This window comes from Pseudomonas sp. Y3 TE3536, from assembly GCF_053629175.1.
In genome coordinates this window covers 1001672-1026109 of the sequence record NZ_JBRJHU010000001.1, presented here as the reverse complement: position 1 = coordinate 1026109, position 24438 = coordinate 1001672, and the positions used below count along the sequence as shown (strand labels likewise).

Annotated in this window: 26 protein-coding genes and 1 pseudogene; 21 read left to right on the top strand and 6 right to left on the bottom strand. The window is 61.3% G+C overall.

The window, feature by feature from the left end:
* Positions 1 to 184 precede the first annotated feature (184 nt).
* Positions 185 to 1735: a nitric oxide reductase transcriptional regulator NorR gene (gene norR / locus AB7M33_RS04705; protein ID WP_454242504.1), complete on the bottom strand. Its 1551-nt coding sequence runs from the start codon at positions 1733 to 1735 to the stop codon at positions 185 to 187.
* A 154-nt stretch (positions 1736 to 1889) separates the two neighbouring features.
* On the opposite strand from norR, the gene hmpA reads away from it, so the two are divergent.
* The 15 genes from hmpA to AB7M33_RS04630 all read left to right on the top strand — a co-directional run bounded on the left by hmpA (position 1890) and on the right by AB7M33_RS04630 (position 15710).
* Entirely contained in the window at positions 1890 to 3068 is a 1179-nt protein-coding gene (hmpA, locus tag AB7M33_RS04700) for an NO-inducible flavohemoprotein (protein ID WP_454242503.1), read from the top strand.
* A gap of 455 nt (positions 3069 to 3523) precedes the next feature.
* Positions 3524 to 4030: a disulfide bond formation protein B gene (locus AB7M33_RS04695; RefSeq protein WP_099428354.1), complete on the top strand. Its 507-nt coding sequence runs from the start codon at positions 3524 to 3526 to the stop codon at positions 4028 to 4030.
* Positions 4031 to 4588: 558 nt separating this feature from the next.
* Positions 4589 to 5533 carry a ubiquinol oxidase subunit II gene (gene cyoA, locus AB7M33_RS04690; RefSeq protein WP_027595504.1) on the top strand — a complete coding sequence of 315 codons (945 nt, stop codon included), beginning with the start codon at positions 4589 to 4591 and terminating at the stop codon, positions 5531 to 5533.
* 3 nt (positions 5534 to 5536) lie between these two features.
* Positions 5537 to 7555 (top strand): cytochrome o ubiquinol oxidase subunit I, encoded by a 2019-nt coding sequence (gene cyoB / locus AB7M33_RS04685; protein ID WP_027595505.1) that lies wholly within the window; start codon positions 5537 to 5539, stop codon positions 7553 to 7555.
* Between the two features lie 3 nt (positions 7556 to 7558).
* Positions 7559 to 8182: a cytochrome o ubiquinol oxidase subunit III gene (gene cyoC / locus AB7M33_RS04680; protein ID WP_027595506.1), complete on the top strand. Its 624-nt coding sequence runs from the start codon at positions 7559 to 7561 to the stop codon at positions 8180 to 8182.
* Complete coding sequence (gene cyoD / locus AB7M33_RS04675) at positions 8182 to 8514, top strand: cytochrome o ubiquinol oxidase subunit IV (protein ID WP_027595507.1); 333 nt, start codon at positions 8182 to 8184, stop codon at positions 8512 to 8514. The genes cyoC and cyoD overlap by 1 nt, the downstream gene beginning before the upstream one ends.
* An 11-nt stretch (positions 8515 to 8525) precedes the next feature.
* A complete protein-coding gene (gene cyoE / locus AB7M33_RS04670; protein ID WP_027595508.1) occupies positions 8526 to 9413 on the top strand; it encodes a heme o synthase in 888 nt (295 codons plus the stop codon).
* A 334-nt stretch (positions 9414 to 9747) separates the two neighbouring features.
* The gene (gene alaC, locus AB7M33_RS04665; RefSeq protein WP_027595509.1) at positions 9748 to 10956 is read left to right on the top strand and encodes an alanine transaminase; all 1209 of its coding nucleotides are present in this window, start codon (positions 9748 to 9750) and stop codon (positions 10954 to 10956) included.
* A gap of 115 nt (positions 10957 to 11071) precedes the next feature.
* Positions 11072 to 12199: a hypothetical protein gene (locus AB7M33_RS04660; RefSeq protein WP_454242502.1), complete on the top strand. Its 1128-nt coding sequence runs from the start codon at positions 11072 to 11074 to the stop codon at positions 12197 to 12199.
* A gap of 171 nt (positions 12200 to 12370) precedes the next feature.
* Positions 12371 to 12757 carry a YkgJ family cysteine cluster protein gene (locus tag AB7M33_RS04655; protein WP_027595511.1) on the top strand — a complete coding sequence of 129 codons (387 nt, stop codon included), beginning with the start codon at positions 12371 to 12373 and terminating at the stop codon, positions 12755 to 12757.
* 455 nt (positions 12758 to 13212) lie between these two features.
* The gene (locus AB7M33_RS04650; protein ID WP_238210494.1) at positions 13213 to 13461 is read left to right on the top strand and encodes a hypothetical protein; all 249 of its coding nucleotides are present in this window, start codon (positions 13213 to 13215) and stop codon (positions 13459 to 13461) included.
* A complete protein-coding gene (locus AB7M33_RS04645; RefSeq protein ID WP_238210492.1) occupies positions 13458 to 13709 on the top strand; it encodes a DUF3077 domain-containing protein in 252 nt (83 codons plus the stop codon). Before AB7M33_RS04650 ends, AB7M33_RS04645 begins: the two co-directional genes overlap by 4 nt.
* A 346-nt stretch (positions 13710 to 14055) precedes the next feature.
* Positions 14056 to 14619: a GNAT family N-acetyltransferase gene (locus AB7M33_RS04640; RefSeq protein ID WP_027595514.1), complete on the top strand. Its 564-nt coding sequence runs from the start codon at positions 14056 to 14058 to the stop codon at positions 14617 to 14619.
* Between the two features lie 144 nt (positions 14620 to 14763).
* On the top strand, positions 14764 to 15303 hold the full coding sequence (locus tag AB7M33_RS04635; protein WP_027595515.1) for a hypothetical protein: 540 nt from the start codon (positions 14764 to 14766) through the stop codon (positions 15301 to 15303).
* Positions 15304 to 15323: 20 nt separating this feature from the next.
* Positions 15324 to 15710 (top strand): lysozyme inhibitor LprI family protein, encoded by a 387-nt coding sequence (locus tag AB7M33_RS04630; protein ID WP_027595516.1) that lies wholly within the window; start codon positions 15324 to 15326, stop codon positions 15708 to 15710.
* 161 nt (positions 15711 to 15871) lie between these two features.
* Here AB7M33_RS04630 and mnmH read toward each other — a convergent pair whose 3' ends face one another.
* Complete coding sequence (gene mnmH / locus AB7M33_RS04625; protein ID WP_454242501.1) at positions 15872 to 16981, bottom strand: tRNA 2-selenouridine(34) synthase MnmH; 1110 nt, start codon at positions 16979 to 16981, stop codon at positions 15872 to 15874.
* Positions 16981 to 18015: a selenide, water dikinase SelD gene (gene selD / locus AB7M33_RS04620; protein ID WP_454242500.1), complete on the bottom strand. Its 1035-nt coding sequence runs from the start codon at positions 18013 to 18015 to the stop codon at positions 16981 to 16983. The genes mnmH and selD overlap by 1 nt, the downstream gene beginning before the upstream one ends.
* A 127-nt stretch (positions 18016 to 18142) precedes the next feature.
* Here selD and AB7M33_RS04615 point away from each other — a divergent pair, with 127 nt between their 5' ends.
* From AB7M33_RS04615 to phnE, 4 genes are read left to right on the top strand one after another with little or no spacing between them, the layout of a single operon-like run.
* Positions 18143 to 18997, top strand: coding sequence for a putative selenate ABC transporter substrate-binding protein (locus tag AB7M33_RS04615; protein WP_027595519.1), 855 nt, complete (start codon positions 18143 to 18145; stop codon positions 18995 to 18997).
* A gap of 11 nt (positions 18998 to 19008) precedes the next feature.
* Positions 19009 to 19809 carry a phosphonate ABC transporter ATP-binding protein gene (locus tag AB7M33_RS04610; RefSeq protein ID WP_374707378.1) on the top strand — a complete coding sequence of 267 codons (801 nt, stop codon included), beginning with the start codon at positions 19009 to 19011 and terminating at the stop codon, positions 19807 to 19809.
* On the top strand, positions 19803 to 20630 hold the full coding sequence (locus AB7M33_RS04605) for a PhnE/PtxC family ABC transporter permease (RefSeq protein WP_099428361.1): 828 nt from the start codon (positions 19803 to 19805) through the stop codon (positions 20628 to 20630). Before AB7M33_RS04610 ends, AB7M33_RS04605 begins: the two co-directional genes overlap by 7 nt.
* Entirely contained in the window at positions 20627 to 21394 is a 768-nt protein-coding gene (phnE, locus tag AB7M33_RS04600; RefSeq protein ID WP_454242499.1) for a phosphonate ABC transporter, permease protein PhnE, read from the top strand. Before AB7M33_RS04605 ends, phnE begins: the two co-directional genes overlap by 4 nt.
* 29 nt (positions 21395 to 21423) lie before the next feature.
* Here the strand turns inward: phnE and AB7M33_RS04595 are convergent, their stop codons facing one another.
* Positions 21424 to 22314, bottom strand: coding sequence for a bestrophin family protein (locus AB7M33_RS04595; RefSeq protein ID WP_027595523.1), 891 nt, complete (start codon positions 22312 to 22314; stop codon positions 21424 to 21426).
* A gap of 210 nt (positions 22315 to 22524) precedes the next feature.
* Between AB7M33_RS04595 and AB7M33_RS04590 the strand changes: the two are divergent.
* Positions 22525 to 22716: pseudogene (locus AB7M33_RS04590) on the top strand (type II toxin-antitoxin system RelE/ParE family toxin); the annotation flags it as partial.
* Entirely contained in the window at positions 22713 to 23009 is a 297-nt protein-coding gene (locus AB7M33_RS04585) for an addiction module antidote protein (RefSeq protein ID WP_027595525.1), read from the top strand. The pseudogene AB7M33_RS04590 and the gene AB7M33_RS04585, both read left to right, overlap by 4 nt.
* A gap of 10 nt (positions 23010 to 23019) precedes the next feature.
* On the opposite strand, the gene AB7M33_RS04580 is transcribed toward AB7M33_RS04585, so the two are convergent.
* Complete coding sequence (locus AB7M33_RS04580; protein WP_454242498.1) at positions 23020 to 23499, bottom strand: N-acetyltransferase family protein; 480 nt, start codon at positions 23497 to 23499, stop codon at positions 23020 to 23022.
* 93 nt (positions 23500 to 23592) lie between these two features.
* Complete coding sequence (locus AB7M33_RS04575) at positions 23593 to 24240, bottom strand: serine protease family protein (protein WP_027595527.1); 648 nt, start codon at positions 24238 to 24240, stop codon at positions 23593 to 23595.
* Positions 24241 to 24438: the final 198 nt, after the last annotated feature.

The following is a 24438-nucleotide window of genomic DNA, read 5'->3' as shown; positions in this document are numbered from 1 at the left end:
GCTCCCTGCTGGTGTGCGGCTACACTGGCTCGGCTTCAGCGAACCAGGGCCGGCGCAACGTCAATGCAACGTGTTGCGCGCAGCCTCGACCATGACGGCCGTGATACCGGTGGTTAGGGAGATATAGCAGCCCAGCGAGAAGCAACCAGATGGCTTTCTGGGTTAATCCTTTTGTAGGTAAGCCTCAGCGAAGCCCCAGCCGACGCGCCAGCCGACTGAGGTTGGCGCGGTCCAGGCCGAGTTCGCGCGCGGCGGCGGCCCAGTTTTCCGCGTGCCTTTGCAGGCAGTTTTCGATCACTTGGCGTTGATAAAGGTCGACGGCTTCACGCAATCCGCCATCGGGCAGAGGCGCCTCCAGCAGGGGCGAGGGGGAGGGCAGCTGGCCCGATGGGGGAGCGGCGCGCAGGTCCAGGTCGATGGCCTCAAGGGTGAGGATGCGCGGCCGTTCCGGGTGCTGGCCGAGCGCCTTGAGCGCCGAGCGGCCGATCAGGTGTTCGAGCTCGCGCACGTTGCCCGGCCAGTCATAGGCGAGCAGTGCAGCTTGAGCGTCGCTGCTCAGGCGCAGGCTGTTCAGGCCCAGGCGCGAACGGTTCTGTTCGAGGAAGTACCCCGCCAATAGCAGCACATCGCGCCCACGTTCACGCAGCGGCGGAACGTGCAACGGGTACACGCTCAGGCGATGGTAGAAGTCGGCGCGGAAGTTGCCGTTGCGCACTTCTGCAGCCAGGTCGCGGTTGGTGGCTGCGATCAGGCGGACGTCGACCCGGTGTTCGCGGTCCGACCCCAGGCGTTGCAGCTGGCCACTTTGCAGCACACGCAGCAGCTTGGCCTGCACGGTCAATGGCAACTCGCCGACCTCATCAAGAAACAGCGTGCCACCATTGGCCAGCTCGAACTTGCCGAGGCGTTCGCCGTGGGCGCCGGTAAAGGCGCCGCGCACGTGGCCAAACAGCTCGCTTTCCACCAGGGTATCGGGCAAGGCCGCGCAGTTGAGGCTGACCAGCGGTTTGTCGGCACGGTTGCTGGCCTGGTGCAGGGCTTGGGCGACCAGCTCTTTGCCAACGCCGGTCTCGCCGGTGATCAGCACCGTCAACTCGCTGCCGCCGACCAGGCGTATCTCTTCCACCAGGCGCTTGTGTGCCGCACTCTGGCCAATCAGCTCCTTGTCCTGGGCACTGGCCTGGCGGTAGAGCTCGGCGCGATGGTGTTCGTCCTCTGCGCGCAGGGCCAGGTGCTCGATACGCTCGGCCACGGTCACCGTGGCGGCAGCCAGGCTGGCGAAAGCCTGTAGCGCATCCAGCTCAAGGCTCTGGAACTGCCCGGGGGTCAGCGCGTCCAGGGTCAGCAGGCCCCAAGGGCGCTCATCGACCATCAACGGGCAGCCCATGCAGTCATGCACTTCAAGCGTGGCATCCGGGGCGTTGACCAGGCCGTCATAGGGGTCAGGCAGGTCCGAGTCGCTGGCAAAGCGGGTGGGTTGTGGGCGGCTGAGGAGGATCTGGAAGCGCGGGTGCTCGCTGACCCGAAAGCGTCGGCCCAAGGTATCGGCACTCAGGCCGTCCACTGCCAGCGGCACCAGCCACTCACCGTCCAGGCGCAGCAGTGCGGCGGCGTCGCACGGCAACAGCCCGCGCATGGCCTGAAGCAAGCGGCGGTAGCGTTCCTGGTCGCTCAGGTCGCGGGACAAGTCGCTGACCAGGGGGAGGAGGGCGGTGAGCAGTGGCTTTGCAGTCATAGGGACTCCTTTTGGTCATTATGACTATACGCCCGAGCGAGTCGTTTTGACATGACACGCGTCAACGCCCTGATTTTGCTGGGTATAAAAGTTGGCACGAATGGTGAAATACCCAAGGCAATCATTCGAAGCCATAGGCTCAGGAGTCGTTGCAATGCTCACTGCCGAACAACGTGCAATCGTCAAAGCCACTGTCCCCCTGCTGGAAAGCGGCGGCGAAGCGCTGACCACTCACTTCTACAAGATGATGCTCAACGAGTACCCGCAAGTGCGTCCGCTGTTCAACCAGGCCCACCAGGCCAGCGGCGACCAGCCACGTGCGTTGGCCAACGGCGTGCTGATGTATGCCCGCCATATCGACCAGCTCGAACAACTCGGCGGCCTGGTCGGCCAGATCATCAACAAGCACGTGGCCTTGCAGATTCTGCCGGAGCACTACCCGATCGTGGGCAGCTGCCTGCTGCGCGCCATTGAAGAAGTGCTCGGCAAGGACATCGCCACCCCAGAGGTGATCGCGGCCTGGGGCGCCGCGTATGGCCAGCTGGCCGACATCCTCATCGGCGCTGAAGAAAGCCTCTATAAAGAGAAGGAGCAAGCCGCCGGCGGATGGCGTGGCACCCGCGAGTTCCGCCTGGTACGCCGCGAGCAGGAAAGCAGCGAGATCGTCTCGTTCTACTTCGCTCCGGTGGACGGCAAGCCAGTGCTCAAGGCCGAGCCAGGGCAGTACATCGGCCTGCAGTTGTTCATCGACGGCGCCGAGCAGCGTCGCAATTACTCGCTGTCGGCCCTGTGCGACGGCAATGAATACCGTATCAGCGTCAAGCGCGAAGCCGGTGGCAAGGTGTCCAACTACCTGCACGATGAACTGGTAGTGGGCCAGACCCTGCAGCTGTTCCCACCTGCAGGCGACTTTACCCTGGCCGCCAGCGACAAGCCGCTGGTGCTGATCAGTGGTGGTGTGGGGATCACCCCGACCCTGGCGATGTTGCAGGCGGCACTGCAGACCCCGCGTGAAGTGCATTTCATCCACTGTGCGCGTAACGGCGCTGTGCATGCCTTCCGTGATTGGGTCGACGGCCTGGCTGAGCGTCATCCACAGCTCAAGCGCTTCTACTGCTATGCCGAGCCGCAAGGCGGCGCTGCGGCCGATGCCGTGGGCCTGCTGAGCGAAGACCTGCTGGCCGAGTGGCTGCCACGTGAGCGTGACGTCGATGCCTACTTCCTGGGGCCCAAGGCCTTCATGGCGGCGGTCAAGCGCCAGCTGAAGGGCCTGGGTGTGCCGGAGCAGCAGAGCCGCTACGAGTTCTTCGGGCCAGCGGCAGCGCTGGAGTAAAATACCCAGCAGTCCTAGCTGTTGTAGGAGCAGCCTTGTGCTGCGAAGAGGCCGGTGATCTCAGAAGATGATCTGAGCCATCACCGGCCTCTTCGCAGCACAAGGCTGCTCCTACCTGCTTATATATCGGCCTCTTCGCATCACCAGGCTGCGCCACCTGCTTATATAAAGGAGAGATGAAACAGCCCGCCAAGCTTTCATCTTTAATCCTCCTTTAATCACGGTATCCTTCACTCCCAGGTGTCGAGGGGCTTGCCCCTGCGCGGCACCCGGGTAGCCGCTTTTTTGCCGTGTGACGTTGAACCGACGTCACAATGGCCGGTCTCAGCCATCTCGGATAGCCCTGCGCAGTGCTATCACGTTGCCCCCTCGGCACGCTAAAGGCCCTGCCCAGCGTGTAGAATCGCGCACAGGCAGGCGGACCACGCGGCCACTCTCCATCCAAGGAACCGGCAATGAACGAACAAACATCGCGCCTGAATCGGGAACGGCGCTTTCTGGTGCTGCTGGGGCTGATCTGCCTGTCGCTGATCGGTGGCGCCCTTTATATGCAGGTGGTATTGGGCGAGGCGCCTTGCCCGCTGTGCATCCTGCAGCGCTATGCCTTGCTGTTTATCGCCGTGTTCGCCTTCATCGCCGCCGCGATGCCGGGGCGGCGCAGCCTGACGGCCTTCGAAGGCCTGGTGGTACTCAGCGCCATCGGGGGAATCGTTGCGGCCGGCAACCATGTGTATATACTCGCCAACCCCATGGTCAGTTGCGGCATCGATACCCTGCAGCCGATCGTCGACGACCTGCCCCTGGCCAAGCTATGGCCGCTGGCATTCCAGGTCGACGGCTTCTGCAGCACGCCGTACCCACCGATCCTCGGTCTGTCGCTGGCGCAGTGGGCGCTGGTCGCATTTGTCCTGACGGCCATTCTGGTTCCGCTGGGCATCTACCGCAACCGACGTCAGGCTTAGACAAAAGTCCCGAATTGCATGAGGTCTTTTGCACGGCGTGAGATGCGCAGAAAGTTGCTCCCCGCTTGATCCAGATCAATCACAAAGCCTTGTAGAATGCGGCTTTGAGGGCTACCCGGCGGGGTGCGACAAACTGTCGCGAAGTTGATTCTTCGGGTCGCATTGTTACGTATTCTGTAAAAGACTGTTGCTCAATAAGTCATAGTCAAGGGTTGGCGACCTATCTACAATCGCCCCCAATTTCCGTTCGGCACTGCTTGCGAGTCGCAGGATTGAAGGAAGCCCCAGCGCTCCCTTTTGCTGACTTCGTCAAGTTTCGCCCAGCGGCGATACCGAGCGGACACCCCTCCGCGTTTTCCCGCACCAAATGGACTTGGTCTGAAGTACAGGCCTGTTGCCTACGAAACCATAAGCACCGCTAACACGCTTGAGCCAAGGTCCTGCAGTCGGACCCCAGGCAGGAGCGAGTACGGGCGCGAAATGCCGCACTTGGCAGGACGAAGTGTTGGCTACCAAAACACAAATTGCATTGAAGCAAGCTGATCTAGAGGTCGTGAGATGAGTAAAAAGCGTTACCCCAGACTGTTTGGCATATTGCCCTTTTTAGGCATGCTTTTACTCAGTGGGTGCAACTGGACCCTGCTCGACCCGAAAGGTCAGGTCGGCATTGAGCAAAAGAACCTCATCCTCATCGCTACCGGCCTGATGCTGCTGGTGGTGATCCCGGTCATCATCATGACCGTGGCGTTCGCCTGGAAGTACCGTGCTTCCAACAAGGCGGCCACCTACACCCCCGACTGGTCGCACTCGACCAAGATCGAGGCCGCGGTGTGGATCATCCCGATCATCATCATCATCGCCCTGGGTTATGTCACCTACAAGTCCACCCACAAGCTGGACCCGTATCGTCCGCTGGATTCCGACGTCAAGCCGATCCAGATCGACGTGGTCGCACTGGACTGGAAGTGGCTGTTCATCTACCCGGAGCAGGGCATCGCGACGGTTAACAAGATCAACTTCCCGGCTAACACCCCGGTCAACTTCCGCGTCACCTCCGACGCCGTGATGAACTCGTTCTTCATCCCGGGCCTGGGCGGCCAGATCTACGCCATGGCCGGCATGACCACCAAGCTGCACCTGATCGCCAACGAAAACGGCGAATTCGACGGTATCAGCGCCAACTACAGCGGCGCTGGCTTCACCGGCATGAAATTCAAGGCTACTGCAACTTCCCAGGAAGACTTCGACAAGTGGGTCGCCGAAGTGAAGCAGTCGCCGCTGAAACTGGGCAAAGCCGAGTACGAAGCTCTGGCCAAACCTAGCGAATACAACCCAGTCGCGCTGTACAGCGAGGCCCCGGCAGAGCTGTTCCAGTCCATCGTCGACAAGTACGAAGGCATGAACCGCGGCAAGCCGGTCCACGAAGAAGCAGGCAGCAAAGATCTGGCCACTACCAAGGGTGTGGAATCGAGTATGCAACCAGCTGCCGGTGCAGAGGAGTAAGAGATGTTCGGTAAACTAAGCCTGGAGGCGATACCCTATCACGAGCCGATAGTCATGGTGACGCTTGCCATGATCGCGCTCGGCGGTATCGCTGTCGTCGGTCTTATCACCTATTTCCGCAAGTGGACCTACTTGTGGAGCGAGTGGTTGACGACTGTCGACCACAAGAAAATCGGGGTGATGTACATCATCGTCGCGATGATCATGCTGCTGCGCGGCTTTGCCGACGCCATCATGATGCGTACCCAGCTGGCTGCGGCCACTGGCGGATCCGAAGGCTACCTGCCGCCTGAACACTATGACCAGATCTTCACCGCTCACGGTGTGATCATGATCATCTTCATGGCGATGCCGTTCTTCACCGGCCTGATGAACCTGGCCCTGCCTCTGCAGATCGGTGCACGTGACGTTGCCTTCCCGTTCCTGAACTCCCTGAGCTTCTACCTGCTGCTGGCAGGCGTGCTGCTGGTCAACATCTCCCTGGGCGTCGGCGAATTCGCCAAGACCGGTTGGGTTGCCTATCCGCCGCTCGCGGGTATTCAGTACAGCCCTGGCGTGGGTGTCGACTACTACATCTGGGCGCTACAGCTATCGGGCCTAGGTACGACGCTTACCGGTGTGAACTTCCTCGTCACCGTGATGAAGATGCGCGCACCTGGCATGAAACTGATGGACATGCCGATCTTCACCTGGACCTGCACCTGGGCCAACGTGCTGATCGTCGCTTCGTTCCCGATCCTGACTGCCGCACTCGCACTGCTGACTGTTGACCGTTATCTGGACTTCCACATTTTCACCAACGAGCTTGGTGGGAACCCGATGATGTACGTCAACCTGTTCTGGGCGTGGGGTCACCCTGAGGTTTACATCCTGATCCTGCCGGCCTTCGGCGTGTTCTCGGAAGTGACTTCGACGTTCTCTGGCAAGCGTCTGTTTGGCCACCACTCGATGATCTACGCATCGGGCGCAATCGCCATCCTGGGCTTTGCCGTATGGCTGCACCACTTCTTCACCATGGGTGCCGGCGCGAGCGTCAACACCTTCTTCGGCCTGGCGACGATGCTGATCTCCATTCCGACCGGTGTGAAACTGTTCAACTGGCTGTTCACCATGTACCAGGGCCGTGTGCGTTTCACCGCACCGATGCTGTGGACCCTGGGCTTCATGATCACCTTCTCCATCGGTGGCATGACTGGCGTACTGCTGGCCGTTCCAGGTGCTGACTTCGTTCTGCACAACAGCCTGTTCGTAATTGCTCACTTCCACAACGTGATCATCGGTGGCGCGGTATTCGGCTACATCGCCGGTTTCGCCTTCTGGTTCCCGAAAGCCTTTGGTTTCACCCTGAACGAGAAGTGGGGCAAAGCTGCCTTCTGGTTCTGGATCTCGGGCTTCTACGTTGCGTTCATGCCGCTGTACGCTCTGGGCTTCATGGGCATGACCCGTCGTCTGAACCACTCCGACAACCCGCTGTGGGAACCCTACCTGTACGTTGCCGTAGTCGGCGCCGTGCTGATCCTGTTCGGTATCGCTTGCCAGCTGATCCAGCTCTACGTTTCGGTCCGCGACCGCAACCAGAACCTGGACGTGACCGGCGACCCATGGGGCGGTCGTACTCTGGAATGGTCGACTTCGTCGCCACCTCCGTTCTACAACTTCGCCCACATGCCTGAGCAGGTTGGCCTGGATGCATGGCACGAAACCAAGGAAATCGGCGCTGCTTACAAGCCGGCAACCAAGTTCGACGCCATCCACATGCCGAGCAACACCGCTACCGGTTTGTTCATGGGCCTGTTCCTGACCGTCTTCGGCTTTGCCTTCATCTGGCACATCTGGTGGCTGGTAGGCGCGAGCCTGGTTGCAACCATCGCTGTCTTCGTTCGCCACGCTGCGCGTGACGACCAGGGCTACATGGTTCCGGCCGAAGAAGTGGCGCGCATCGAAGGCGAGCGTATGAAAGCGCTGGCCAAAGCAGGTGCTCTGCCTGCCGGCGCACGTGTCGAATCGTTTGAGCGGGTGTAATCAATGTCCAGTCAAGTAATCCACGGCGCTGCTCATGGTCACGACCATGGGCACGACGATCACCACCACGACTCGGGCCAGATGACCGTACTCGGTTTCTGGCTGTACCTGATGACCGACTGCATCCTGTTTGCGTCGCTCTTCGCTACCTACGCGGTGCTGTCCGGCAGTTTTGCCGGCGGCCCGTCGGGTCATGACATTTTCCAGCTCGACTTCGTAGCTGTTGAAACTGCCTTCCTGCTGCTGTCCTCGATCACCTTCGGCTTCGCCATGCTGAAGCTGTTCGATGGCAAGAAAGCAGGTGTACTGGGCTGGTTGGCTGTGACCTTCCTGTTCGGTGCCGGCTTCATCGCGATGGAAATCTACGAGTTCCATCACCTGATCGCTGAGGGCTTCGGCCCGCAGCGCAGTGGCTTCCTGTCGGCGTTCTTCGCGCTGGTCGGTACCCACGGTCTGCACGTGACTGCAGGTCTGATCTGGATGGCAATCCTGATGTATCAGATCAGCACCAAGGGCATTACCCCGACTGCCAAGACCCGCATGAGCTGCCTGAGCCTGTTCTGGCACTTCCTGGACGTGGTCTGGATCTGCGTATTCACCGTCGTCTACCTGCTGGGGGTTCTGTAATGGCTAACGCACACGACACTCATCACGAAGGTAATCACGGCAGCGTGAAGTCCTACATGATCGGCTTTGTACTGTCGATCATCCTGACCGCTATCCCGTTCGGCCTGGTGATGTACCCAAGCCTGCCGAAGAACCTGACCGTTCTGATCGTGGTCGCCATGGCTGTCATTCAGGTTGTAGTGCACCTCGTGTACTTCCTGCACATGGACCGCTCGAAAGAGCAGCGTTCCAACGTGTCGACGTTCCTGTTTACCACCATGGTAATTGCACTGCTGGTCGGCCTGTCGCTGTGGATCATGTTCAACATCCACATCGAAATGATGGCCAAGTGAGGTAAGACTGCATGTCCGTTAAGCACTTTATCCAAATCACCAAACCGGGGATCATTTTCGGTAACGTGCTTTCCGTGGCAGGCGGATTCTTCCTTGCCGCGAAGGGCCATGTAGACTTCGCCCTGTTCCTGGCGGTGGTGGTAGGTACTTCCCTGGTGGTGGCGTCCGGTTGCGTGTTCAACAACTGCATCGACCGCGACATCGACATCAAGATGGAACGTACCAAGAACCGCGTCATGGTCCAGGGCGGCATGTCGCTGCCCCTCGCGCTGATTTACGCCACCCTGCTTGGGGTGGCGGGTTTCAGCCTGCTGTATGTCCAGGCCAACCCACTGTCGGCGTTCTGTGCGCTGATCGGCTTCGTCGTCTACGTCGGTTTCTACAGCCTCTGGCTGAAGCGTAAATCGGTGCACGGCACCTTGGTCGGCAGCCTCTCGGGTGCCATGCCTCCGGTGATCGGCTACTGCGCCGTCAGCAACAGCTTCGACCTGGCTGCAGTGACCCTGCTGGTGATGTTCAGCCTGTGGCAGATGCCGCACAGCTTCGCGATCGCCATCTTCCGCTTCAAGGACTACAGCGCTGCCAACATTCCGGTTCTGCCGGTGGCTCGCGGTATTCTTGCTGCCAAGAAGCAGATCGTGCTGTACGTGCTGGCCTTCGTGCTCGCCACCCTGATGCTCACCCTCGGCGGTTACGCCGGCCTCAGCTACCTGGCCGTGGCAGCTGCCATGGGCCTGTACTGGCTGTACATGGCCTGGGGTGGCTACAAAGCCGAGGACGACAGCAAGTGGGCCCGCAAGGTGTTTGGCTTCTCTATCCTCACTGTCACTGCCCTGAGCGTGATGATGTCGGTGGACAGCCAGACTGCTGCGGACGTGCTGATGACCTACGCACGCTGATACCGCTGCCTGTTACACGAAAACCCCGGCCATGTGCCGGGGTTTTTTTTGGGTGTTCTCCTGTGCCGGCCTCTTCGCGGGTAAACCCGCTCCCACAGGTAATGTACAGATTTCGCATGTGGGTGCGATCCATGTGGGAGCGGGTTTACCCGCGAAGAGGCCAGCCCTGAAAACACAAAATTCTAATTTTCAAAAAATACATCTGAAAAATTCTAATAAAACAGGAAATTGACCTTTACAGATATCCTGTTTCGGCACTATCTTCTGATTCAGGCCGCCACATCGGCCAACGTCGCTCGGACGGTTCCGGGCGCTTACGTACTCAGAGGAAGCCATGGCCAACCCAGGTTCGCCGCGCCGCTTTGCGCGCATCGATCGTCTCCCCCCTTACGTCTTCAACATCACCGCCGAGCTCAAGATGGCTGCCCGCCGTCGTGGCGAAGACATCATCGACCTGAGCATGGGCAACCCCGATGGCGCGACCCCGCCGCACATCGTCGAGAAGCTGGTGCAGGTCGCCCAGCGTGAAGACACGCACGGCTACTCCACCTCCCGCGGCATCCCACGCCTGCGCCGGGCCATTTCCAACTGGTACAAGGAACGCTACGAGGTCGACATCGACCCGGAAAGCGAAGCCATCGTCACCATCGGTTCCAAGGAAGGCCTGGCTCACCTGATGCTCGCCACCCTCGACCAGGGGGACACAGTGCTGGTGCCCAACCCCAGCTACCCGATCCACATCTACGGTGCGGTGATCGCCGGCGCCCAGGTGCGTTCGGTGCCGCTGGTGCCGGGTGTGGACTTCTTCAATGAGCTTGAGCGGGCGATACGCGAATCGATCCCCAAGCCGAAGATGATGATTCTCGGCTTCCCGTCCAACCCGACCGCGCAGTGCGTGGAGCTGGACTTCTTCGAGCGCGTGGTCGCCCTGGCCAAGCAGTATGACGTGCTGGTGGTGCATGATCTGGCGTACGCCGACATCGTCTACGACGGCTGGAAAGCCCCGTCGATCATGCAGGTGCCGGGGGCCAAGGACATCGCGGTGGAGTTCTTCACGCTGTCCAAGAGCTACAACATGGCGGGCTGGCGTATCGGCTTCATGGTCGGCAACCCCGAGCTGGTCAACGCCCTGGCGCGCATCAAGAGCTACCACGACTACGGCACCTTCACGCCTTTGCAGGTGGCAGCCATTGCCGCGCTGGAAGGCGACCAACAGTGCGTGCGCGATATCGCCGAGCAGTACCGCCAGCGCCGCAACCTGTTGGTGAAGGGGTTGCACGAGCTGGGCTGGATGGTCGAGAACCCAAAGGCTTCGATGTACGTGTGGGCGAAGATTCCGCCAGAGTACGCGCACCTCGGGTCGCTGGAGTTTTCCAAGAAGCTGTTGGCTGAGGCCAAGGTGTGTGTGTCGCCGGGCATCGGCTTTGGTGACTACGGTGACGATCACGTGCGCTTTGCCCTGATCGAGAACCAGGACCGTATTCGCCAGGCGATTCGCGGCATCCGCCAGATGTTCAGGGCGGATGGTTTGACCCGCAAGTAAACAGCGAGGGGCCGCGTGGCGGCCCCTCGTTACATCAGCTGGGCTGGCCTTCCGACTGCCTGGCGATTATTCGCGCCACTACCTTCAGCACTCATTTTCCTGTTCGGGTATTCAAATGAGTGTATTCACAGCGTATTTCTGCGGCACTGGTTCCCATCGCTTCGATGCTGCCAACCCCAATTTCTGGAACGGCGAGCTGGTCTCGACATTGGCCGGCAACGATCAGGGGCGCGAGTTCGCCCACTGGATTGCGGTTGACGGGCCGGGCAGCGGCAACCTTCAGGATGACGAATTATTCGTTGAGCCAGGTGGCTACTTTAACTGGAGTGGTCAGTTGTTTGGCCGTGGTTGGGAAGAAAACGTGAGCCATGTGCTGAACGTGATCAAGGGTGAGAGCAGTTGGCAGCGCACCAAACTCACCGAGCAAGCGTACACAAGGCTGAAAGACGCAGGCGTGGAGATCCCGGATGCGTCCGCCACGGCTTCCTGGTTCTGGCGCACTTATGACTACGGCGATCGCCACCCGACCCCGCAGGCGCTGCAGGAACAGATCATCAAGATATTCCGCGAACCGTGCTTGCCCACCCAGGTCAACCTGGTGGGCTGGAGCCGCGGCGGTATCAGTTGCCATATGCTGGCCAATGCGATGGCTGAGGATCCGCTGCTGCGGGATATCCCAGTCAATATTTTTGCCATTGACCCGGTGCCGGGCACTGGCAACGTGCAGAGCAGGCGGGTCAAACTGGCCAGGAACGTCCATGAGTATGTGGGTTTCTATTCCCGGGATGAACGCTCCAATGGCTTTGCCTGTGTGATCCCGGCGGTCGAAAGCAACACGCGCATGTGCGTCTACCCAATGCCGGGCCGGCATGCCACTTTGGTGGGTAATGCATCGGCTGACGGGGCGAGCGACGGCAAGGTGCTGGTCGAGCCCGGGTTGATCGTGCGGCATTTCGCCGAAGTCTGCCTGACCCGTTGGGGTGTCGAACTGGACAAGTGCCTGGCGCTGGATGACAACCAACTGATGCAGCATCACTTGGCCATGGCGGCTGCCGATGAGCACTACCAGGCCATGCGCAGCCAGTCGTATACCGTCATCACCGAAGGCCAAAAAGACGACCGGCTGGTGCACTGCGGCGAAACCCGCACGCGCTTCAGCCAGGTGCGCAGCGACCGTTATGACCCTCGCGAAGGCCTTGGCCTGCAGCACTGGGATGCCAACACTTACAAGGCCCTGCGTTAGGCCGGGCAGGCGGGCAGCCGCTGTGCTGTTCGCCCATTTTTCGGGCCGTGGGGTTTGCCGGATCAGCGGCAATTTTTTTTGCATTCCCCCTCTATCCAGCCGGCCCCGGTTGGAATGAAAATGGCGCCGCGGGCCCAGCCCCGATAACAACAACCTTCCCTCCGTGGCCTCATGTCCGAATATAACCCTTGCCTTGACTGCGGCGCCTGCTGCGGGTACTTCCGTGTGTCCTTCTTCTGGGGCGAATGCCAGTCTGCCGGGGGCGTTGTGCCTGACGACCTGGTGGTGCAGATCAACCCTACACGGGTCGCGATGATCGGCACCGATGCCAAGCCTTGCCGCTGCGTCAGCCTTGCCGGCGAGATCGGCAAAGAGGTGGCGTGCACCATCTACGCCAACCGCTCGAGTCCTTGCCGGGAGTTCGATGCGTCGTGGGAGGGCGGGGTGCACAACCCGAGCTGTGACGATGCACGCGCGGCCTATGGCTTGCCGCCTTTGACCCCGCCTGGGGCCAACGAGCCGCATTGGCCGGATGATGATGGGGCTGAGGTGGCCTGACCTTTTTGGGTCGCCTGTGCCGGCCCTTTCGCGGGGCAAGCCCGCTCCCACAGGACCGTTGCAAGACCTGTGGGCGAAGCAAGTCACCGATCCTGTGGGAGCGGGCTTGCCCCGCGAAAGGGCCATCAGCTGTAAGAAGATTCTGAACTTGAAACCAAATGCTTCAGGTTGGCGGGTCTTGGGAATTATCCTACGACCTCTGTCGGATGCCGTCTGATATGCGGGGGAATACCACAGCGGTAACGTCACGGTTCGCCTGAAATGGCGAGCGGCCGTGAGAAGCTGCAGTTATCCCTCAGTAATGGCTTTCTGTCATGGCGGCCGTGCGCGTGCAGACTTAGGTCTGGCCGCGGGAGCCTGAGGACGCGGTCTTCTCACCTCGCGTACGGCTGCCACCCAATCTGTGAGAAGGACGAGGTGGTTGCTAATCCGATAGCTTCCTCAGGAATATCTTTATGAAGAAGATCGTCCCAGACCCACCCACTTTCCCAATCCCTTACATCTCGATAATCGCCGACCTCTCCCATGCAGAGGCAAGGTCCCAGGCAGCCAAGCTCATGGGCAGCCTTTCCCAAACCATCGAGCTTTACCTCAAAGCCGAAGACAGCCTGCAACGCAGCGCCCTCCTCGAAAACATGTCCGCCCTGACCGAATTGCTTCATGCGCTGTTCGCCCACATAAAGGCGCAGGAGGCAGTGGAATGAGCAATCACCTGAAAACCCACACCACCGCTGGCGTGGAGACGTTTCTCGAATTGTTCCGCATCGAACCGGGCATCCCCCTTGATCACGCGTTCGACGAATTGTCTGTGTTGCTGGGGTGCATACGCCACCTCAGCGAAGAGGCCGAGATGGAGGGCAACAAGGTTGCAGGCAGCGCTGCACGAATTCTCAGTGCCATGGCCAAAGCGCTGATCAATGACATGGAAATGGGGTTGAACCGGGGCGGTTGAGTGGTCGCGCAGATCGAGCGCCGCGCGGGCGGCGCTTCGCAGCACAAGGCTGCTCCTACACCTGTTGCGGGCCAATTATTCCTGAGCCATTTGCGCGCGCTCAATGTCGGGTCGAACTAACAAGGCGGTCCTGTACATATGGGACATGCCTCACTGGCCTGAAAAAATGTAGGAGCAGCCTTGTGCTGCGAAGCGCCGCGCGGGCGGCGCTCGATTTCCGCCCCAGCGCGAAACCCCTGCCAGACAACCGCTCACGCTCAAACACACGATAAAACCCAACGCATCCCCCAGCCGCCTCGCTTGACGTTAAACTGTCATCTCCCCAGCAATGGACAGGAGATCCGGCGTGACCCCACCCCGCAGTTTCCCCAGTGACCTCTGCCTCGACAGCCCCCGCCTGCAATTGCGCCCGATGCGCCATGGCGATGCCGCGCAATGGCTGGCGATCATGGCCGACCCCGAGGTCATGCGTTATTGGCACCATGCACCCTGGCAAGACCTCGCCGAGGCCGAAAGCGCCCTGGCCGCCGACCGTGAAGCCTATGCCAATGGCGACCAACTCAAGCTCGGCATGTACCGCCGTGACAACGGCGAACTCATCGGCATGGTCCAACTGTTCAACATCGATGACGTATCCCGCCGTGGCGAGATCGGCTATTGCCTGGCCAGCGCCGTACAGGGCAGGGGGTACATGGATGAGGCATTGACCTGCTTCATCGACTACCTCGCTCACACCCTGCACATGCGCCGCCTGGAGGGCGAGATCGACCCACGTAACCAAGGCTCGGCACGCACGCTCGAACGCCAGGGCTTCGTGCTCGAAGGCACCCTGCGGGCGCGCTGGTGCGTGGCCGGTGAGCTGTCCGACTCGGGCATCTATGGCCTGCTGCTGGAACCACCGGTTGCATAGTGTTATGGCGAACCTCGATTTTCATCGTCTGCTGGTCACCACGCTACCGGTGGTGAACCTGCGCGGCACTTACTAAACGCCTGGAAGCGGGGCAGGGCCTGGGTTATGGTCGCAGCCTGTCCCGTTTTCACCAGGTGTGCCCCTTTGCCCGTTTTCTACCTGAGCATCAGCCTGTTCCTGTACCTGCTCGCGCTGTTTTTCGATGGCGTGCTGATGAGTGGCGACCGCCACATGCCCGCCCTGCAGATGTTGCTGTACGGGCCATGGGGCATGCCCTTCGGGTTGTATCAATGGTTTGCCAATCCGCTGCTGGCCGTGGCGATTCTTGCCCATCGACGTTTCCGTCGGTTGGCCTTGGCGTGCGGTGTGGCGGCGTTGTATCTGGCGGCCAGCAGTTTCGGAATCGACCGCCTGCCAGACAGCCAAAGTTACGCGTTTCATGACCGCACCGGTTTTGGTGCAGGCTTTTATCTATGGCTCATTGCGATGGTGGTGTTTTGCGCGGGCCAGGCCTGGCATTGCTGGAAGGCCCGCAGCGCCGACGACATGCCCGGATGGCGCTGGCTCGATGTGGCCTTGATAGCGGCGTTGGGTGTCGCGTTGTATGCCGCGACGCAGATGCCGTCGTTGCGTTTCGAGCCGAACAAGGTGCTGATGCCGCCGGAACAGCCACAGACATTTTGATATCCACAGGGGGAATAGTCATGAACAGGTATCACCTGACGGGCCTGGCGCTGGCGTGTGTGCTGCCGCTGGCCATGGCCGAAGAAAATTCGCCGAGCTACGGCCAATGCATGGACAAGGCGTCCAGCACAGTGGCCATGAGCAGTTGCATCCAGGCCGAGACCCAGTTGCAGGACCAGCGCCTGAACCGGGTGTACAAACAGTTGATGGGCAAACTGGAGGCAGGGCAGCAGAAACGCCTGCGCGAAGTACAGCGCAAGTGGATCGCCTACCGTGATGACAACTGCACGTTCCACGTACAGGCCAGTGGCGGGACCCTGGCGCAGCTGGAAGGCGGCGTGTGCGTGATGGACATGACCCGGGACCGAGCGGCCGAGCTTGAGCGAGTACTCAGCCCGGGGCAGTGAGATGGGCGCACGTTTGTGTAGGAGCGGCCTTGCGTCGCGAAAGGGCCGCACAGCGGCCCCAGATTTCGGCGTCATAGGGCCGCTGTGCGGCCCTTTCGCGACGCAAGGCCGCTCCTACAGACGACGGTGGTGCAAGGTGTTTGGCAACTGGCTAAGCGGCCTCAGTGTTGCTGCCTTTGCGCGCGGGCCTTGAGGTATTCGCGCACCTCCACGGCATCCCCCGCAAACTCGATACGCTCAACCTTGGCATCTCGCTGATAGGCATACATCGGGTCGTAATACTCCTTCAGCAACCCTTCGATCCAGCCCCGGTGCAGCTCCACCGCGCCGCTGCGCTGTTGCTCATCCAGGGCTTGTTGCAGGATGGCGGACAAGCGTTGGCAGCGTTCACCACCCAGGCGCTTGTGGATATTGGCCATGCTCGACAGCATGCGTTCGGCAAACAGTCGGCGGCCCTCATCGTCGCCGTGCACATCGACGAACTCTGCGCTCAGGTTGACCACGTAATCGCGCAGGATACGTTCAACACGCTGCTCGAAACTGTCCTCCAGCCACACCAACGGGTACTGCTGCATGCCTTGGTACAACGCCAGCGGCACGGTACAGCTGCCGACGATACGGCCTTCATCTTCGAGCACGAACTGCTCGATGCCACGCGCGCGCTTTTTCAGCACATCGATGGCCAGCTTGTTTTCGAAGCCGATTTGCGCGGGCTGCGCGGTGGCACGCTTGCCGAAGCTGGAGCCACGGTGGTTGGCATGGCCTTCAAGGTCCAGCCCATTGCTCAACTGGTGCAGTACCTCTGTCTTGCCGGTGCCGGTGAGGCCGCCAATCAAAACGAAATCGCAGTGCGCCACGGCCTGCTCAGTGGTGTCCAGCAGGAAGGTGCGCATCGCTTTGTAGCCGCCCTTGACCCGCGGGTAGTCGATGCCCGCTTCCTCGCGCAGCCACTGTTGAACGATCAACGAACGCAGGCCACCGCGGAAACAGTACAGATAGCCCTCGGGATGCGCCTTGGCGAAGCTGGCCCAGGCGTGCAGGCGGTCGCGCTTGATCGCGCCGCTGACCAGTTGGTGGCCAAGCGTGATGGCGGCGGCCTGGCCTTGCTGTTTGTAGCAGGTGCCGACCTTCTGCCGCTCCTGGTCGTTCATCAGTGGCAGGTTGACGACGCCCGGGAAGGCACCCTTGGCGAATTCGATGGGCGCGCGCATGTCCATCATCGGCACGTCGTTCAAAAATAGCGGGCGAAAATCCGTGCAGTCGGGACGCATCAGATCACCTCGACCGCGTTGCTCTGTCGCTCACCCAGCGTGCCGATGGGCGACAGTTGCAGGCCCAGTTCGGCCGCCACGGCCAGAAACTGCGCGTCACCCTCAGGGCTGACCGCCACCAGCAGGCCACCGCTGGTCTGCGGATCGCACAGCAGGTGCTTCTGCTCATCGCTCAGGGCGCCGATCTTGTGGCCGTAGCTTTCGTAATTGCGCAAGGTGCCGCCCGGGATGCAGCCCTCGGCCAGGTAGTGATCGACACTTGGCAGGCGCGGTACTGCGGCGTAGTCCAGGTGCGCGGTGAGGCCGCTGCCGTCGGCCAGCTCCACCAGGTGGCCCAACAGGCCGAAGCCGGTGACGTCGGTCATCGCCCTCACACCTTCGAGCTTGCCGAAGCGGCTGCCGGGGGTGTTGAGGGTGCACATCCAGTCGCGCGCCAGGCCTTGGTCCTGCTCGCGCAGCTTGGCCTTTTTCTCGGCGGTGGTGAGGATGCCGATGCCCAGCGGTTTGGTCAGGTACAAGCGGCAACCGGCGGTGGCGGTGTCGTTGCGCTTGAGATGGCGCTTGCTGACCACGCCAGTGACGGCCAGGCCGAAGATCGGCTCCGGGGCGTCGATGGAGTGGCCGCCGGCCAGCGGGATGCCAGCTTCGGCGCAGACCGCACGCCCGCCGCGGATCACTTCGCGGGCGACTTCCGGCGGCAGCACGTTGACCGGCCAGCCGAGGATGGCGATGGCCATCAACGGGTCGCCGCCCATGGCGTAGATGTCACTGATGGCGTTGGTGGCGGCGATGCGGCCGAAGTCATACGGGTCATCGACGATCGGCATGAAGAAGTCGGTGGTCGAGACCACGCCGCGCTCTTCGTCCAGGGCGTACACGGCAGCGTCGTCGCGCGAAGCATTGCCGACCCAGAGGTTCGGGTCCAGGGCCTGGGCGCCGCTTTCGGCAAGGATTACGTCCAGTACCTTGGGGGAGATCTTGCAGCCACAACCGGCACCATGGCTGTACTGGGTCAGGCGGATTGGCTCGCTCATACGTACCTCAGCAGATCAAATTGTTGCGCGATTGTAGCAAAGCTGGCCATTGCGCCATGGGCACTTATACTTTTCACGGTCGGCACGGCTGCCGACCCTTTAGCTGCCAATGACCCGGAGATTGCCCATGCTCAAACGCCCTCTGGCGCTCGCCGCCGGCCTCGTGCTGTCCTGCTGTGCCGTTGTCGCCCAGGCTGCTGAAACCCTTCGGGTCAGTGCCATCCCCGACGAAGCGCCCACGGAGCTCCAGCGTAAATTCAAGCCGTTGGGGGAGTACCTGGCCAAGCAGCTGGGCATGGAGGTGAAGTTCGTGCCGGTCGCCGACTACCCGGCGGTGGTCGAGTCGCTGGCCTCCGACCGCCTCGACCTGGCGTGGCTGGGGGGGTTCACCTTTGTTCAGGTGCACTTGAAAGACCCGAACGCCACGCCGCTGGTGCAGCGTGAGCAGGACGCGCAATTCACGTCCAAGTTCATCACCGCCAACCCCAATGTGAAGAGCCTGGCCGACCTCAAGGGCAAGTCGTTCGCCTTCGGCTCCATCTCGTCCACCTCGGGCAGCCTGATGCCGCGTTACTTCATGCTCAAAGAGAACAACATCAAGCCTGAGGACTACTTCAGCCGTGTGGCCTACTCCGGCGCCCACGACGCCACCGCAGCCTGGGTGCAGGCCGGCAAGGTCGATGGCGGGGTGCTCAATGCCAGCGTCTGGCAAAAGCTGGTGGACGCCGGCAAGGTCGATACCAGCAAGGTGAAGGTGTTCGCCACTACCCCGACCTACTACGATTACAACTGGACCGTGCGCGGCAACATGGCGCCGGCACTCAAGGCGAAGATCAAACAGGCGTTCCTCGACCTGGACCCGGCCAACCCCGAGCACAAGGCGATCCTCGACCTGCAGGCTGCCAGCCGCTTTATCGAGACCAAGCCTGAGAACTACCAGGGCACCGAACAAGCCGCGCGTGAGGCCGGCCTGCTCAAGTGACGTCCGCTCCGGTGGCAATTCATCTGCACGATGCCAGCCTGCAGCATGGCCAGGTCCGCGCGCTCGACGCGATAAACCTGCGCGTGGAGCAGGGCGAGCGGGTCGCGATCATCGGCCCCTCTGGCGCTGGCAAGTCCAGCCTGCTACACCTGATGGCCACTGCTATCCAGCCCAGTGCCGGGCGCCTGGCGCTGTTCGGTGAACAGCCTTGGCAGTTGTCTGGCAGGGCGCGTCAGCGCTTGCGGGCACGGGTTGGCCTGGTGCATCAGGCACCGCCCTTGCCGCCGCGCCAGCGGGTTGTGACCGCAGTGCTGGCGGGGCGATTGGGGCAGTGGGGTATCGTGCGTGGCTTGTTCAACCTGCTGTACCCGACCGATGTGCCAGGCGTGCGCCAGGCATTGGCCGAGCTGGGGCTGGCTGACAAACTGTTCGTCCAGTGCGGGCAACTGTCTGGCGGCCAACTGCAACGGGTGGGCATTGCACGGGTGCTGTATCAACGCCCGGACTTGCTGCTGACCGATGAGCCCGTTTCGGCGATGGACCCGGTGCTGGCCGACCACAGCCTGGCATTGCTCAACCGCCACGCCCAGGCCAACGGTGTAACGCTGGTGGCCAGCCTGCATGCGGTCGAGCTGGCGCTGGCGCATTTTCCACGGGTGATCGGCATTCGTGAAGGGCAGGTGGTGTTCGACAGCCCGGCCGAGGCGGTCAGCCCGCAAATGCTCGATGCACTCTATGCCAACGAACACTTGGCTTCGCCTCCCTTGCAGGGCCCTGCAGCAGTGCTGACGGTACAGATCCCGCGATGCTGAAGGCCCATGCCCGCGACCCGGCTGCCCTGCCACGGTTGCTGCTGACCCTGCTTGCTGTGGCGGTGTTATGGCCGGGCCTGCAGTTGAGCGAGCTGAACCCCGGCGTGCTGTGGCAGGCCGAGAACCGTCAGCAGATCGCCAGCTTCACCCAGGCGTTCTGGCCGCCGGCGCACGATGCCGCCTTTTTGCAGTTGCTGTACGAAGCCACCTTGCAGACCCTCGCCGTGGCCACGGCCGGCATGACCCTGGCGCTGGTGCTGGCGGTACCTGCCAGCCTGCTGGCCAGCCGTGCCTTGTCGTTGCGCGCGGCCTCCCGAGGCGGGCGGGCTGGGTGGTGGTCGCGGGTGCTGCGGCTGCCGGTACGCGGGCTGCTGATCTTTCTGCGCAGCGTGCCAGAAATCGTCTGGGCCTTGCTGTTCGTGCGTGCCGTGGGGCTTGGGCCAACGGCGGGGGTGCTGGCCATCGCCATTACCTACAGCGGCATGCTTGGCAAGGTCTACGCCGAAATCTTCGAGTCGGTCGACCAACGCCCGGCCCATGCCCTATTGCAGGCCGGCAGTGGTCGGCTTATGGCCTTTTTCTACGGCATCCTGCCCAATGCGGTGTCGGAAGTGGTGTCGTACACGGTGTACCGCTGGGAATGCGCGGTGCGTGCCTCGGTGGTGATGGGGTTTGTCGGCGCTGGCGGGTTGGGGCAGCAGATCGACCTGTCGATGCGCATGTTTGCTGGCGCGGAGGTGGCAAGCATGCTGCTGACGTTTCTGTTGCTGGTATCGCTGGCTGACCTGCTCAGCCGCTTTCTGCGAGGAAGGCTGGCATGAACCGGGCGATCAACCTGCTGGTGCTCGGCGTGATCATCGCGGCGGTGGTGGCCTCGTTCGCCTACCTGGAGCTGGACCTGCACGCGCTGGTCGGTGATGGCGGGCTAGGGCAGATGGGCGAGTACGCGGGGCGCTTCCTGCACCCGGACGTGACCGTCGAGCATTTGCGCGCGGTCTGGCATGGCGCCTTGGAGACCTTGGCGATGTCGGGCCTGGGGACTTTGCTGGCGGTGGTGCTGGGGATGCTGCTGGCGTTACCTGCGGCGGGCCGCTTCGGCTGGCCGCTACAGGCTGCGGCGCGTGTACTGCTCAATGCCTTGCGGGCCATCCCGGAATTAGTCTGGGCGGCGCTCACCGTGCTGGCCGCAGGGCTTGGCCCGAATGCCGGGACCCTGGCCTTGGCGTTACATACCGCCGGCGTGCTCGGCCGCTTGTTTGCCGAGGCACTGGAAAACGCCCCGGCAGAGCCAGCGGCAGCCATTCGCTTGCAGGGTGGCAGCCAGGTGGCGGCATTCTGCTTTGGTACCTTGCCTAACCTGTGGCCGCAGTTGCTGGCTTACAGCCTGTACCGCTGGGAGAACAACATCCGCATGGCCAGCGTGTTGGGGTTTGTTGGGGCAGGTGGGTTGGGGCAGATGCTCTACACCACCTTGAGCCTGTTCCAGGAGGCGCAAGCCAGCACGGTGATCATCGCCATGCTGGTGCTGGTGTTGCTGGTGGATGCCTTGAGCGATCTGCTGCGCCAGCGCTATGTGCGCGCCTGACTGGGGCTGCAGGGCAGCCCGCGCACGCATCAGGTGGTCAGTTCGCCATGCTGCGCTTCCCGTTGCATCGACTCCAGGTTGCGCTCGATCGTCTCGCAGATGGTGTCCATCTGGATCTGGTGCTCGCTGAAGCGGAAGGGGCTTTGCAGGTCGGTGCCGATCCGCTCGATGGCCAGCAACATGAACCCCACCACCGTCGACGCCAGCGGTGTGAACCACTCCAGCGACTCGACCAGCCCCACCGGCACGATCAGGCAGAACAGCGTGATGAACAGCCGCGGAAAATACACATAAGGGTAGGGCAGCGGCGTATTGGCGATCCGCTCCATGCCGCCCTGGGCATTGGACAGGTCCACCAAGGTCGACTCCAGCCGCGCCAGGCGAATGCTGTCCAGGCGCCCGGCTTGGTATTCCCGCGCCAGCAGGGCTGCCGAGCCACTGAGGATGTCGTTGGCGAAGTTGTTCGAGCGGTTGCGCCGCTCGAACTCCGCCTGCGGGATGAACGCTATCAGTTCATCCGGGCAGCGGTCGCCCTTGAGGTGCGCAGCCAGGCAGTTCACATAGGCGATATGCCGGCGCAGCAAGGTGGCCTTGATCGGGTTCAGCCCGTCATCCGGGTCATCGATCAGCGTCAGCGTCTGCCGGGCAAAACTGCGCGAACTGTTGACCAGCGCACCCCACAACGTGCGCGCCTCCCACCAGCGGTTGTAGGCGCTGCTGTTGCGAAAGCTCACCAGCACCACCAGCGCCGAACCCAGTAAGGTCAACGGAATCAACGGCAGGGTGAACTTGCTGTTGAAGAACAGCATGAAATCGATGGTGACCAGCACATCCCAGATCAGCAGCCAGAACAGCGACCAGCCGATGTAACCGATGGTCTTCACCACCAAGCGGTACTTGCGGGCGATGATCTCTTTCACACGGGGTACCTCGAAACGCGGGGGATGCAGGATCGGACGTCGAGGGATGGGTATGGTTCGGGAGCTGATGTTGCAAGACATTTTTTTGGACGTGTTTGAAAGAAAAAACTGACTGAGGTATCAGACGCTCCTGAGTTCTCTTCGCAAAGGTGAAACGGCAAGGTAGACCGCTTCCATATCTCGCATGAATGTATCCAAAAGGATACAGAAAGTGGAAACCTTGGCGACTACAAAAGCGTTGGGGGCGGTGTAAGTGAGCTTCGCATCGACGTTTCTGCAGGTTATCGAGTCTATTTCACGCGTAAGGGAGCCAAAGTGATTTTTCTGCTGGTGGGCGGAGACAAATCTTCCCAGACCGCCGATATCCTCAAAGCGAGAAAGCTGGTGGAGGAGATGAAATGAGCGAAAAATTGATCCCTTTTGATATCGCCGACTTGCTTGACAGTGATGCAGCAATCAGCGAATACCTCAGCCAGGTGCTATCCGATGGCGATACAGATGAGATTATCCGGGCCATCGGTCATATCGCTCGGGCACGAGGAATGACACAAATCGCTGCACAGAGTGGGTTAGGTCGAGAAAGTCTCTATAAAGCACTTAGCCCAGGCGCTAAGCCCCGCTTTGATACAGTGCTTAAAGTCATACGTGCCCTAGGCGTGGAGCTTTTTGTTCAGCCCCATACGTCGTCGCATTAGATTTCGCAGGCTAGGCCAGTACCTGCCTCATCTGCACCAACGCCACTCGCTTCCCATCCGGCGCCTGGCGTTCTTCGATGCCGAACGGCACAAAACCGAGCTGTGGATAAAGCAGCAACCCCGCCGTGTTGTGATTGAAGCACGACACCCAAATCTCTCGCGCCGCAAACTGTTCGCGGGCTAGCTCGATCATGGCGGTTACCAGGTAGCTCGCCACCCCATGGCCGCGGGCAGCTGGCGCCACCACCACGTTGCCCAGGGCGCACACGCCGCTGTGCTCGGCTTTGTAGAAGTTGGCAAAGCCCAGCACCATGCCGCCGCCTTGCACTACCGTAGAGCCGCTGCGCTGGGCGATGGCGTCGGCCAATTGCACGGGGGTTAGGGGGTAGGTGGCTTTGGGGAACATGTAGAACAGTTCGTCCGGGCCCTGGGGGAAGCAGCAGATGGCGGGGATGTCGCTGGGTTGAACAGGGCGGTGGCTGAGGTGCATGGCAGGTCCTTTTGCAGTGCGTTGGCTGGCCGTTTGCGGCCAAGCCCCGCTCACAGGCTAGCACTGCCTCAGTAGGAGATCACCGCCGACTGCTCACGGCTTGGCCGCCACCGCCACAATCCCCTTGATCGCCGCAGGTGCATGAGGCTTGGCCTTGCGTGCCAGCAAGTACTGGAAGCGCCGCCATTCCTTGTCGATCTCGCTGTACGACATGAACACGCTGACACGCTCTTTATCAGCGAGGTCCGGGCGAGTGCGCGCATCGATTTCGTTCTTGGGGATGAACGCAATATTGATACCCACCACCTGGCCATCATCGGCGAACACTGGCCCGCCAGACATGCCCTTGACCATCGGGCCGTCGTGCAGCGAGTAGAAGACACTGCCCGGCGTACCTTCAAGGCGCACCAGCGACGGCAACGCATGGCCCTTGCCCTGTACAGGAATCATCAGGCTGTTGAAGCCGACCGCCGTCACCGACTCACCCGGTACGTATTGCCGCCAATGCGGCACCTCGCTGGCCTTATGCTTGAAGAACACCACATCGCCGAGGCCCTCATGGACCACGTTACGCAGGAAGGGGGTGTGTTTGGCGGTCACTGCGTAGTCTTCGTTCCACTGGATGGCGCTGGCCATCAGCAACAGCGGCAGCGGCGCACCTGAGGTGACCACGAAAGCCTGGCTGTAGACGGGATCGGAGACGTAGGACGTTGGCACTCCATTGCACCCACTCAGCAGCATCATTGCTGCCAGACAGGGCACGGTTGTTTTCATGTGTCACACAGTCGTGGAGAAATGGGGGCGCAAATATGGCTAAGAGCCATCATGCTGGCAATACTTTGTGCATATATCCGACGAGTGACATCTTAAGTAGGGGGGGATGGTAATGGCCAATAGATTCCCGGCATGGCTGCAGGGCTGACAGTCAGGCGTGCGGCG